The organism is Massilia violaceinigra (assembly GCF_002752675.1).
Lineage (GTDB): Bacteria > Pseudomonadota > Gammaproteobacteria > Burkholderiales > Burkholderiaceae_D > Telluria_A > Telluria_A violaceinigra.
Genome location: NZ_CP024608.1, coordinates 3,706,425 through 3,718,910, shown reverse-complemented (window position 1 = coordinate 3,718,910; position 12,486 = coordinate 3,706,425). Strand labels below are relative to the sequence as shown.

Here is a 12,486-nt window from a genome sequence, read left to right as displayed (position 1 = left end):
AGTCATCTGGACAGAGGCCGTTTTCTTTTTGCCGCCCGCTTCGAGAAGGACACGATGGACACACTGCCGCATGGCCACTCCGCGCCGCTGATCGGCCGCGCCGCCGAGATCAGCGCGCTGCGCGGCGCCTTTGCCGCAGGCGGCGGCTTGCTCGTTGCCGGTGCGGCCGGTGCCGGCAAGTCCGCCCTGCTCGCGCAGTTGGCCACCATGGCGGCCGAGCGGGGCGGCTGGTTCGTCAGCGGCAAGTTCGACCAGTACCGGCACGATGCCCCATCGGCCATCGTGCAAGCCATGCGCGCGCTCGGCCGCCTGCTTCTCGCCGAACCCGAAGCGGCGCTGGTCCAGCAGCGCGAGCGCATCCTGGCGGCGCTCGACAGCAACGCCGGCCTGATCGCCGCCGCCCTGCCCGAATTCTCCCTGCTGCTCGGCTGCCACGACGCCACCTGCACCGACCCGGCCCTGCATCAGGCCAGGATGCGCAATGCCGTCCTCGACCTGCTGCGCGCCGTGGTGTCGCCCGCACGCCCGCTGGTGATGGTGATCGACGACCTGCAGTGGGCCGGTCCCGCCGCGCTGGCCGCATTCGACGTCCTGCTGCGGGACGCGACCCTGCAAGGCCTGTTCCTCGTGGGCGCCTACCGCAACGACGAAGTCGGCGACGCACACCCGCTGCATCCCATGCTGGTGCGCTGGCGCGCGTGCGCCACGCTGGAGGTGAACAACCTGGCGGCGACGGGCCTGGCGGCCTTCCTCGGCGCCCTGCTGCACATGGAGCCGGCGCGCTGCGCGGGCCTGGCCGCGCTGATCGGCGAGCGCACGCACGGCAACCCCTTCGAAACGATCGAGCTGGTCGAGGCCTTGCGCAAGCAAGGGTTGCTTGGCGCCCCTGATGACACGGTCCCCATCCGTGCCTTCATCGCCGCGCGCGACGTGACCGACCTGCTCGCGCTGCGGATCGACAGCCTGCCAGCGGACGCGCGCCGGATGCTGCAAGTGCTTGCCTGCCTGGGCGGCGCGGTCGATGCGCAGGTGCTGGCGCTTGCCGCCGGTCTCGATGCGCGCAGCCTGGCACCGGCACTCGCCGATGGCCTGGTGCTGGAGACGCAACGCAGCCTGCGTTTATGCCACGACCGCGTGCAGGAAGTGATTTACGAAAGCATGCCGCCGGACGAGCGCCAGGCGCTGCACCTGGCAATCGGCCGCCGCCTGCTGGGGCGCGCGGGCCAGGAAGCCGGCGCATCCGAACAATATCTTGCGCTCGGCGACAGCGTGCCGGACCCGCAAGAGCGCCTGCGCGTCGCCACGCTGTTCGGGCGAGCGGCAGCCGGTGCGAGAAGCCAGGCCGACTACACCCTGGAAGAGCGCTTCCTGGGCGCCGCCGTGCGCCTGATGGGCAGCGATGGCGCCCTGCCCGCGCTCATGCGCGCCTGGCACGCCTGCCTGTGCAGCCTCGGGCGCCATGCCGAGGCCGATGACGTCTACGCGCGCATCGCCGCGCAGGAAAGCGACTTGACAAGCCTGATCGAAGCGAGTTCGGTGCAGATAAACAGCCTGACCGGCCGCCGCCTGCTGCCCCAGGCGATCGATCTCGGCATCGCCCTGCTGGTCCGGGCCGGCATCGTGTTCGCGGACAGTGCGCCCGACAACGGCGCGCCCGGGCTCGACGCCATCACCGCATGGGCCTACAGCGGCGCGCTGGACGCCGATCTGCAGCGCCCCGCGCCGACCGATCCACACGTGCTCGCGGTCGGCACCCTGCTGCACCTGACCACCATGGCGACCTACTACGCCAACGACAGGCGCCTGGTCGGGCTGCTGGTGCGCTACCAGCAGATGTGGATCGAGCATGGCCCCTGCGCGGCGCTGCTCAAGACCTTCGGTACCCTGCCGATCCTGTTCAAGCAGCGCGGCGACTACCGCACCGGCCACGCGGTGCTGATCAAGGCCCAGGCGATCGGCAAGGCGCGCGGCTACGACTACGAGGCGGCGTGGCTGCAGCACGTGTTTGCGCTGGCGTCGCTGCACTGGGTCGAGCCGCTGGAAAACGCTATCGCCCACGCGCGCCAGGCGCGCCAGGTGCTACTGCAAAGCGGCGACCTGCAATATGCGGCCCACACCTATCACGTCGAGATCGTGGCGCAGCTCGAATGCGCGCCGACCCTGGCCATCGTCGCCGCGATCCTGACGGAGGCGCAAGCGGGCACGCCGCGTGGCGGCAATGTCACCGCAAGCCGCATTCAGCGCAGCTATCGCTACCTGCTCGACGTGGTGCGCGGGGATATCGATATCCATTTCCCGGCGCTGGCGGGGGACCCGGACACGCTGACCGCACGCCTGGCGCGCGCCCATGCCGCCCTGCTGTTCGGCGACGATGACGCGCTCCTGCGCCACTCCGCGGCCGCCATGCCCTTGCTGGCCTCCTTTGCCGGCATCTATCCGGCCGCGCTGGGCTATCTGTTCCGGGCCCTTGCGCTGGCACGCGGTGCGCATGCCGCCGCCGGCGTCCTGCCCGAACTGGATGCCTGCCGCGACTGGATGGCGCTGCGCGCAGCCGACGCGCCGCGCAATTTCGCCCATCTGGTGAGCTGGATCGACGCCGAACGCGCCTGGGCCACAGGCGACGGCGCCGCCGCGGCCAGCTTGTTCGACCAGGGCCTGCTGGCCATGCGCGCGCACCGGCGGCCATGGCACCGCGCACTGATGACCGAGCGCGCCGGCCTGTGTTATCTGGCGCAGGGCTTGCATTACGTGGGCTCGTCGCTGCTCGCCGAAGCGCTGCGCCATTACGAAGCGTGGGGCGCCCCGGCCAAGGCCAGCGCCATGCGCGCGAACCACGCCTTCCTGCGCACCGCCACCGCCCCGGCGCGGCGCGCGGCCGATGCCGCCGATACCCCGCTGGACAAGGTCGACCTGCTGGCCGTACTGATGGCGTCCCAAGCCCTGAGTGCGGAAACCACGCTGGCGCGCTTGCAGACCCGCACCTGCGAGCTGCTTTGTTCGCTCGCGGGTGCCACCGCCGTCAAGCTGCTGATCGTGCCGATCGGGCAGGCGGAGCACGCCCCTGCCCTGCCCCTGTCGGTATTGCGCCACATCGAACGCGCGCGCGACGTACTGCTGCTCGACGACGCGCTGCAGGATGACCGCTTTGCGCGAGATCTGTATTTTTCAGGCTGGAGTCAATGTTCGCTGCTGGCGGTGCCGATATTCACGCACCACCTGCTGCACGCCGTGCTGCTGCTCGAGAACAGCGCCACCCGCAACGCTTTTACCGCCAACCGCGTCGAGACGGTGATGCTGATCGCCGGCCAGTTGACCATCTCGCTGCTCAACCTCGGCGACGCAAGAGATTAACCGGTCTCCACCCCGGCCCGGTGACGTTCGCGATAACGCCCCGGCGACACGTTGAACCAGCGTTTGCATGCCCGGAACAAGGTGCCCTGGTTGGCGAAACCGAGCCGGTAGCTGATTTCGGTGAAGCACAAACTGGTCTGATCCAGATAATGCGCGGCCTGCTCGCGCCGCACCGCGTCCACTAGCTGCACGTACGACGTGCCCTCGTCCTGCAGGCGGCGCTGCAAGGTCCGTTCGCTCATGCACAGCGCCCGGGCGACATCGCCGCGCGCCGGTTCGCCGTCCGCCAGGCAATCGAGTACCAGTTCGCGCACGCGCCGGGTGGTGCGCGCGTCGCCCAGGCGCGCCAGGCGCTCGTTGGCGAAGCGCTCGTGCAGTTCGGTCAGCAGTGGGTTGCCGGTCATGAGCGGCAATCCCAGGTCGGCCGGCGAAAAACTCAGGCGATACCGCTTGGCGCCGAAATGGCAGGGACAGCCGAAGGCCGCCAGGTAGGGCAGCAGGTTGGCCGGCCGCGCGTGGGCCAGTTCCACCGACTGCGGCCGCAGATCGCGCCCGGTCAGCCAGCGGCACAGGTTGGCGATCATCAGCAACGCGAAATCATGGCGGTCGCCCGGCGCGCCGTCGCCCAGCGTGAGCGTCAGGCCGCAGCCCTGGCTGTCTTGCGTCAGGATGAAGCGGGCGGCGCCGCTGATGATGGGGACGTACTGCGCCATGCGGCGCAGCGCGGTGCCCAGGTCGGGACTGGACATCATCACGTGCAGCACCACGCCGAAGCACGCCGGCTTGGCGGCGCCTCCGAGCGCCACGCCCAGATGCGGGTGGCCGGACTGCTGCGCCGCCAGCGACCACAAGGCCGAGACGGCGGCGCTGTCGAAGCGGCCGTCGGCGTCGTCGAGTTCGTCCAGCGGCATGCCGGCTTCCTCGAGCAGGGCCAGCGGCTCAAGACCGAGCTCGCCGATCAGCTCGACGATCCCTTTCACCCATGCTGCTGACACGGTCGGTCTGGATATCGTCACGGTAATGGGAACCTCGTCTTTCTGGCCTGCGGAAACGGCTGCGGCGCGCCTTGGCGCTCTGCCGCCTTGCCATCATGATACTACAAATGAATTGCTACCAAAACAACTCTTTTGGTTTGTTGTCATCGGTACCACACCCGCGCCGCATGGCCGCCAAAGCGAGCGAATTGGCCTGCCCGGAGTATGCGTGGTCTGACCACGCCGCTTATAGTGAGCAACAACGTTGTCGGAAGAACAGCGCAAAGTCAGCCAGGCTCATCCCCGGGTGAAAGCGCGCACTGGTCTTCGCAAGCGCGACAAGCCCCATTTACTGATCCACAACAAACGGAGATATACATGCGACATTCATTCCGAGCCGCCACATCGGCGCTCGCACTTGGTTTATTCGCAGCAGGCGTCGTACTGTCCGGTGCGGCCATGGCCCAGGAACCGGTGATTTTCGTGCACGGCTACAGCGGCTCGTCCTCGAACTTCGACGCCATGGCCGCGCGCTTTGCCGCCAGCGGCTATCCGCGCTCCAAGCTGTACGGTTTTAACTACAACTCCATGATGAGCAGCGACCGGACCAGCGCCGCCTCGCTCAACAGCTTCATCAACTCCGTACGCGCCAACAACGGCAACCAGCCTGTGAGCGTGATCGCGCACTCGAACGGCGGCCTGGTGGTGCGCTGGCAGCGCGCCAAGCTGGGCGGAGCGGCCGGCATGCGCCGCTTCATCACCCTGGGCACGCCGCACAAGGGCACCACCAGCGCCTACGGTTGCTATTCCCCCGCCTGCTACGACATGCGGCCTGGCTCGTCGTTCATCACCCAGCTCGCCGGCGCCGGTTGCGACCGCTCGCTGTGGTCCGCCAACGACGGCGTCATCCTGCCGGCCCGCAATGCACAGTGCGGCGTGAGCGTGCAGACGGCCAGTGTCGGCCATATTTCGATGTTGACCGACGCCAGCGTGTACAACCAGGTTCGCGCGCAACTGCCGTAACACGATCGACCAGCACAAGGATCAGCCATGGATTTTCATTTCACCTCGGCCAGCGTGGGCCGCCACTGTCTGGTCCTGCTGCTGGCGTTGCCGGGTGCATATGCCGCTACACCGGCCGCTACCCCGGCCGCGCCGCCGGCACAGGAAACGGTCGCGCAGGTCGGCGACCAGCCCGTACGCAAGGCCTTGCTCGACGCGCTCATGGATGCCAACGCCGGCCGTCCCAACCCCTTCGATGAGGAAAACGCGCAGGACCGCCAGGAGCGCGCCAGCGCCCGCGCGGCGCTCGACCGCAAGGCGGTGCTGGGCGAACTGGTGACCCTGGAACTGATGGCGCAGGAAGCGGTGAAACTTGGCTTGCATCAGTCAGCGGACATCGTGGCGGAGGCGGAACTCGCTTACAAAACCCTGTTGCAGCGCGACCTGGTGCGCCACATGCTGTCCACCATTCCCGTCACGGACGAGGACATTGCGCAGCGCTACCAGGGCGTACCGGCGGAGCGCCAGTTTCAGATCGCCAGCGTCGATGTGGCCACGCCAGCGGCAGCGCACGCCGCGCTGGCGGCACTGCGGCAAGGCAAGCGCTTTGCGCAGGTCGCCAGGCGCTGGTCGAACAATGCGCGGCCGGCTGCGCCGGCCTGGGTGCTGGCATCCCAAATGGACACCGATCTGGCGCCGCAGATAGCCGGCATGGCGAACGGCCAGGCCATCGAGCGGGCATTGCCGCAAGGCGGTTGGCAGATCGTGCAACTGATCGCCACCAAGGAACTGCCCAAGCCGCCGCTCGACGAGTTGCGTGCCGGCCTGCGCATGCAGATCATGCAGGAACGCCTCGGCCAGCGGATCGAGGCACTCAAGACGCGCGCCGACATCCGTCTGACTGCCGAACGCGCGCCGCAAAAGGAAGCTGCGCAATGAGCATCAAGGGCCCGCTTGCCTGCACCGCAGCCCTGCTGGCCGCCGGATTGATGCTGTACCGCGAGCCCGACATCGAACCGCCCGCCGCGGCGCGCGAGCGCACCGACCAGGCGGTCGAGCGCAGCTTCACCGTCCTGGCCGAGGCCAGCCCGGTGTTCGGCGCCGTGCCGGAACAGCGCGCCAATCCGCCATCGTTCCCGCTTGCGGCCGATGGCAGCCTGGCCATCAACGAACGCACCAGTACCCTGCTCGACGTCTTGCTGGCGGGGCTGCCGCACCATCCTGGGCGGGTGGAAGTGGACCAGATCGAGCAGCACATGACAGCAGGACTGCCGGCGCAGGCAGCGCAGCAGCTTGCGCGGCTGCTGCGCACCTACGTCGCCTACCGCGACGCGGAAACGGAACTAAGCGAGCGCCAGCGCGCCGACGCCGCCCTCACGCCCGAGCTGGCGCTAAACCAGCTGCATGCCCTGCGCGTGGCGCACTTCGGCGAGCAGCTTGCCGGGTCGCTGTATCGGGAAGAAGAAAAACAGATACGCGCCGACCTGGCGGCCACGCGCCCGGGCGCGCCGCGCACCGCGCACACGCAGGAACGCGGCGTGGCCGCCGATCCTGCGCTCGACCGCTTGCGCGACGACGTTGCCGCGCTGCGCAAGGCGGGCGCGCCCGAGGTGCGGGTCGCCGCCCTGCGCACACAGGTGCTCGGAACGGACCGCGCGCAGCAGCTGCACGACACGGAACTGGTGCAGTCCGACTGGGAGCAGCGCAGCCGGACCTTCCTCGCCGCCGCGCAGCCGGGCGCCGACATGGAAGCCCTGCTGCGCGGGCTGTACTCGGAACAGGAAATGCCGGCCGCGCGCGCCTATAACCTGGAGCGCCTGCGCAGCCAGCAAGCCGGCGCCGCGCAGAACAAGCAATAAGCCGCAGCCTGCTACCTCACTTCGCAGTCGACCGCTGCCGCCTTGCCCGACGCGCTGGTATTTTGCGCACCCGGCCCCGTCTGCATGCTGAACATCGGCGGCGGGGTGAACCTGATGCCCGGATTGACCGGCACCATGACCGGCGGCTTGAGCGTATTCGGGGTGTAGCCGAACTGTCCGGCCGAAAAATTCATGCTGCCGCCGGCATTCGACATCGAAATCATCCCATCGATCACCGACACATACAAGCCGGGCTGCAGCGATCCCGGCCGCGCCAGCCCGGTTGACCCGGCCCCCATCGGCACATATTGCGCGATAAAGGTGGTGCCGCGAATGCCGATGGTGGCGCTCGGCGTCTTGAGCGAAAACTTTTCCTTGTTACGCTTGCCCAGCAAGCCGGTCAGCGAGCGCAGCCCGCCCTTGATCAGGCTGAAGCTGGCGCTGTCGGCGTCCGGCTTGCCGGCCTCGTAGGCGAACGCCTCCACCTTGAACGTGGTCCCCGGCTGCAAGGTGATTTCGCTGTTGTCGATGAAGCGGATCTGGGCATAGGTGTTCTTTTCCGACACCAGGGTATCGCCCTGCTCCACTTCCGACTTCAAGGCCAGCACCTTGACGCTGCCATCGGCCTTCTTGACCATCAGCGGACCGCTCAGGTTGACGATGGTACCGGCCACCTGCGCCCCCCACGCCAGCCCGAAGGACCCGGCCAGCAGGAGACCCGCGAGCGCCTTAGTTGCAGTACGTCTTTTTGCGCAGTTCACTGGCGTCTCCTTTAATGTTGCTCGTATCGGCGGTTTGCGCGCCGTCTTCCTTGGCAGCCACTTTTTCCGGCGCCGTGCTGTCGCCGGATGGCGTCACGCTGTTGATGGCGTTGACCGTGTTGACGATGACTTCCTTGACCACGCCGTCGGCGAGCTGCTGCGGCGGCGCCACCACGGCGCACCCCGCCAGCGCCGGATTGGCCACGCAGCTATTGATCGGCGGCAGCACCACGCTGCAGCCTTGCAGGCCGGGACTGCCCACGCACTGGGCCACGGTCGGCAGCACCACGCTGCAACCGGCGGCGCTTGGGGTGGCCACGCACTGGCTCAGGCCCGGCAGCACGACCGCGCAGCCCGGCGCCGATGGCGTGGCGACGCACTGCGCAATCGGCGGCAAGACCGCCACGCACCCGGCCAGGCCAGGCGCGGCCGTGCACTGCGCCACGGTCGGCAAGACCACGTTGCAGGCCGCCAGCGATGGCGTCACGCTGCACTGCGCCAGGGTCGGCAACACCGCCGAACAACCCGGCGTGCCCGGATTGGCCACGCAATTCTGCAAGCTCGGCAGCACCGCGCCGCAACCCGGCAGGCCGACGTTGCCGACGCACTGGTTCAGGGTCGGCAGTACCACGTTACAACCCGGCACGGCCGCATTCGCCGCGCACTGCGCCAGGGTCGGCAGCACCACCGTGCAGCCGCTGGCGCCCGGATTGGCCACGCACTGGCTCAGCGATGGCAGCACCACCGCGCAGCCCGGGGTGGCCGGATTGGCCACGCAGCGCGATAGCGACGGCAGCACCACGCTGCAACCGGGCAGGCTGGTGGCGGAAATGCACTGGGTCAGGGTCGGCAGCACCACCGCGCAGCCAGCCTGGGTCGGCGCGGCCACGCACTGTGCCACGCTCGGCAGCACCACCGAGCAGCCGGGCAAGCCGGGACTGGCGCTGCAGGCCGCCAGCGACGGCAGCACCACGCTGCAGCCGGCCTGGGTCGGGCTGGCCACGCAGGCGGCCAGGGTCGGGAGCACCGCCACGCAACCGGCGCGCGATGGCGTCGCCAGGCAGGCGCTGAGGGTCGGCAACACCGCAGTGCAGCCATTGGTGGCCGGCGCGGCGATACAGGTGTTCAGGCTGGGCAGCACCTGCGCGCAGCCGGGCTGGGCAGGATTGACGACGCACTGGGCCAGGGTCGGCAGCACCACGCTGCAGCCCGGGGTCGATGGCGCGCTGGTGCACACGGCCAGGCTCGGCAGCACTGCGCTGCAACCGGTCGTGGTGGGCTTGGCGATACAGGCGCTGAGCGACGGCAGCACCACGCTGCAGCCCGGCGTGGCGGGATTGGCGGTACAGGTGTCAATGCTAGGCAGCACGGCCGCGCAGTAGCGCAGCGCCGGATCGGCGGTACAGGCGCTCACCGCGTCGGCCAGCACCGGGCCGCAGCCAGCCAGAGTGGGCGTGGCGATGCAGGCGTCGATGGTGGGCACGGCCGCCGGCACACCGGTCACCGCGCCGCTGGAGCTGGCAATCGTGCCGCTGCCGCTGAGCGAGGCGGCGCTCACCGAAATATTGCCGGTGGTGGCGCTGACGCTGCCATCGTTCACGATCGATCCGGCCACCATGGAAATGTTGCCCGCGCCCGATGCCACGCTGCCGCTGGTGCCGATGGTCAGGACGCCGCCATTACCGGCTTGTAAGCCAATCGCGCCGCCACTCGACGCCACGCTGCCGTTGATGGTCAGCGGGCTCTGGGTCGACAGATTGATCGGACCGCCGAGGCTGCTGACGATGACCGGACTGGTCGTCCCTGGCTGATCCTTGAGTACCGTCATGCCGCCCTTGTTGGCGATCGTGATGGCACCCGTGTTGTTGCCGCCGCTCTGGACCACGCTGCCCAGGTCGAGCGTGCCGGTATTGCTGATATTGATCGGCCCGTTGCCCGTCTCCGCGATGTTCGTGGCAGTCAGGAACGCCGTCTGCGTATAAAACGGCGTGGACGCGGAGCCGGTCTGCTGCCTGGTCAGGATCGCGATCGCACCGGCCCGGGCCGGCGCCGTGGTGCTGTTGCCGACGCTCGCACCGGTGAGCAGCAAGGCGCCTGGCGTGATGAGCGAATTGAGCAGGTTGATGGCGCCATTGCCGGCGTCGATTTTCAGCTTGCTTGCGGGCGTCAGGTTGGCCAGATTGAGCTCGCCGTTGATGTCGACCGCGCCGGTCTGCGCCAGTTCGCCGCCGATGCTCAACTGGTTCGCGAAAATCTTGGTCAGCTCGCTGGTATTCAAGCCCAGCCGTCCGGTCGCATCGAGGGCGTTGTTGCCGAGGTGGATATTGGTATTGGGATTGCCCGGGCTGAGCACCACCTGGCCGCCGGCGCTGCCGGTGATGTTGGCGCCGATGTTGATATTGTCCGACATGAGCACCACGTGGTCGGCGCTGAGGGTACCGGTGGAACCGGTATTGATCAGCCCCGCCGTCACGCCGGCGCGCTCCAGCGCCAGCTTGGTGCCGCCGCCGGCCGCCAGGGCGATGGGCGCGTTCACCTCGATGTTGCCCTGGGTGCGCAGGCGCAGCACGGTCATCTCGGCCGGGGTGGCCTGGCCGCCCAGAGGCGCGGCGACCAGGATCTTGCCCGCATGCGCAGAGGAGCCGATGATCAGTTCCTGCGCGTGGATCGGGTTCAGGTCGAATGGCGACAGGCGCATCAGCGATGCCGTCGGGCCGCCCGTGGCGACGACGATGTCGCGGCTACTGGTGTATGGGGCAATGCTCACGATAGGACGTTGCGACTGCGCTGGTCCGATCATGCCGCCCATGAGCTGCACGTTGTCGGCCACGATATCGATGTTGCCGCCGCCCTGCAAGGGCGCGATGGAGAATAGCTGGAACGTGTCGTTGGCGACGAAGGCCATGTAGCCGCTGCCGCTGTTGACCGGGGCGCTGGCGCTGTTGCCAAGCCTGATGGTATGGCCGCTGAACGACAGGTTGCCGCCGCCGGTATTGAGCGCGCCATTGATGGACACGGTGCCGGTGCCGCTCGCGTACGGCGCGACATTCGCGTTCAAGGTCAGCGCCCCGCCCGAGGTGGTGATGCCGGCATCGACGGAAATGTTATTGCCCGCATCGACCGTCAGGCTGCCCGTGGTGCCGCCTGGCCGCGTGATGGCGCCGTTGATCAGCACATCGTGGCGGGCCTGGATCACGATATTGTCCGCGCCCCCTGCCCCGTCGAGCTTGGACGAATCGATCAGCGTCATCGTGTTGGCCGGGGTGTCGACAAATTCATCGACCGTGTCCAGCAGGTCGGTGCTGCCGTTGGCGCCGATGGTCACGTCGTACGGGTCCAGCAGCCAGGTGCCGCGCGCGCCGGTCTTGACCCGGATGCCGTTCACGTCGAGATAGTAGCCCGAGGTTTCCACCAGCCCGCCCTTGCCGCCCGCGGCCGAAATGCTGCCGAAGGCGCGCGTGGCGCCATCGGACCACAGCACCACGGTGCCGCCGTCGCCGCTGCCGGTGGCGTCGGCCCGGATCGAGGCCGCCTTGCCCATCACCGTCTGCCGCGCGTTGCGCACCAGCGTATTGCCGCCCTGGTAGCCGCCGCCGACCAGCACGGTGCCGCCGCCGGCCGCGCCGCTGGCATCGATGCGGGCGTCGCCCGTCATGCCGACCCGCTCGCCCTGCACGCTGATCTCGCCGCCTTTGCCGGCCCCGGTCGCGCTGGTGACGCTGCCCGCTTCGAGCAGCGCATCGGCGCTCGCCTTGAATACGATCTTGCCGTTGGCGCCGACCTGGGCGCTGTTGGCGCTGACCAGCCCGCGCTGCTTGACGAGCGCGCCATAGATGCCGATCTTGCCGCCCTGGGCAATCACCTGCCCCAGGTTGAGCGCGGCGCTGGCCGGGGCCGACACCACCACGTGCAGGTCGGGATTGCCTGAATCGACCAGTTGCACGCTGTGGCCGGCCGCCAGCACCACGTCGCCCTGCGGCGAGGTGATGATGCCGCTGTTCTCGACATTGGGCGCGATCAGGAATACCTTGCCGCCACCAGGCGTGGTGATCGCACCCTGGTTGACGATGGCGCCGGCCGCTGGCGTTCCGTTGAAGTTGCGCTTGCCGGCCAGAAAATCCGCATTGCTGAGGTTCAGGGTCGAGGCGGTCATGCCGCCCACGTCGATGCGCGCGTCGCGCCCGAACAGAATGCCGTTCGGATTGATCAGGAACACCTGGCCGTTCGATTGCAGCGCGCCGAGGATGCGGCTCGGGTCCTGGCCGGTGATGCGATTGAGCACGGCGCTATTGGCATCCTGCTGGATAAACCGCGTGATGTCGCCGGCGCCCACCGAAAAGCTCTGCCAGTTAATGATGGTGTTGGGCGTATTGGTAATTGAAAATACATTACCCTGCTGCCCGAACGTCGCCTGGCCAGCCACCACCTGCGGCGAGCCGGGCGCGGCGTGGGATGCGGGAGCGCCGCCGAAAGCCAGCAGCAGCGGCAGGCAAAGACGCTTCAACAAGCGCGGGAAATGGTTCTGGATCGTCATTTGTT

At 68.3% G+C, this 12,486-nt stretch carries 7 protein-coding genes; 4 read left to right on the top strand and 3 right to left on the bottom strand.

Annotation, left to right across the window (positions count from 1 at the left end):
* Positions 1–54: 54 nt before the first annotated feature.
* Entirely contained in the window at positions 55–3,351 is a 3,297-nt protein-coding gene (locus tag CR152_RS16605; protein ID WP_099876161.1) for an ATP-binding protein, read from the top strand.
* Here CR152_RS16605 and CR152_RS16600 read toward each other — a convergent pair.
* The gene (locus tag CR152_RS16600; RefSeq protein ID WP_099876159.1) at positions 3,348–4,331 is read right to left on the bottom strand and encodes an AraC family transcriptional regulator; all 984 of its coding nucleotides are present in this window, start codon (positions 4,329–4,331) and stop codon (positions 3,348–3,350) included. The genes CR152_RS16605 and CR152_RS16600 overlap by 4 nt on opposite strands.
* 372 nt (positions 4,332–4,703) lie before the next feature.
* On the opposite strand from CR152_RS16600, the gene CR152_RS16595 reads away from it, so the two are divergent.
* The 3 genes from CR152_RS16595 to CR152_RS16585 are packed head-to-tail and all read left to right on the top strand — an operon-like array spanning position 4,704 to position 7,186.
* Complete coding sequence (locus tag CR152_RS16595; protein ID WP_157778544.1) at positions 4,704–5,348, top strand: esterase/lipase family protein; 645 nt, start codon at positions 4,704–4,706, stop codon at positions 5,346–5,348.
* Between the two features lie 27 nt (positions 5,349–5,375).
* A complete protein-coding gene (locus tag CR152_RS16590; protein ID WP_099876155.1) occupies positions 5,376–6,266 on the top strand; it encodes a peptidylprolyl isomerase in 891 nt (296 codons plus the stop codon).
* A complete protein-coding gene (locus tag CR152_RS16585; RefSeq protein ID WP_099876153.1) occupies positions 6,263–7,186 on the top strand; it encodes a lipase secretion chaperone in 924 nt (307 codons plus the stop codon). The genes CR152_RS16590 and CR152_RS16585 overlap by 4 nt, the downstream gene beginning before the upstream one ends.
* 11 nt (positions 7,187–7,197) lie before the next feature.
* On the opposite strand, the gene CR152_RS16580 is transcribed toward CR152_RS16585, so the two are convergent.
* Together CR152_RS16580 and CR152_RS16575 are read right to left on the bottom strand one after the other, a co-directional pair.
* The gene (locus tag CR152_RS16580; protein ID WP_307718582.1) at positions 7,198–7,947 is read right to left on the bottom strand and encodes a FecR family protein; all 750 of its coding nucleotides are present in this window, start codon (positions 7,945–7,947) and stop codon (positions 7,198–7,200) included.
* Entirely contained in the window at positions 7,916–12,481 is a 4,566-nt protein-coding gene (locus CR152_RS16575; protein WP_099876151.1) for a two-partner secretion domain-containing protein, read from the bottom strand. The genes CR152_RS16580 and CR152_RS16575 overlap by 32 nt, the downstream gene beginning before the upstream one ends.
* Between the last annotated feature and the right edge of the window lie 5 nt (positions 12,482–12,486).

Excerpts from the sequence above, each read along its gene's own strand:
- CR152_RS16575 (WP_099876151.1), bottom strand. The coding sequence starts at position 12,481 with ATGACGATCCAGAACCATTTCCCGCGCTTGTTGAAGCGTCTTTGCCTG.
- CR152_RS16595 (WP_157778544.1), top strand. The coding sequence starts at position 4,704 with ATGCGACATTCATTCCGAGCCGCCACATCGGCGCTCGCACTTGGTTTA.
- CR152_RS16605 (WP_099876161.1), top strand. The coding sequence starts at position 55 with ATGGACACACTGCCGCATGGCCACTCCGCGCCGCTGATCGGCCGCGCC.
- CR152_RS16585 (WP_099876153.1), top strand. The coding sequence starts at position 6,263 with ATGAGCATCAAGGGCCCGCTTGCCTGCACCGCAGCCCTGCTGGCCGCC.
- CR152_RS16590 (WP_099876155.1), top strand. The coding sequence starts at position 5,376 with ATGGATTTTCATTTCACCTCGGCCAGCGTGGGCCGCCACTGTCTGGTC.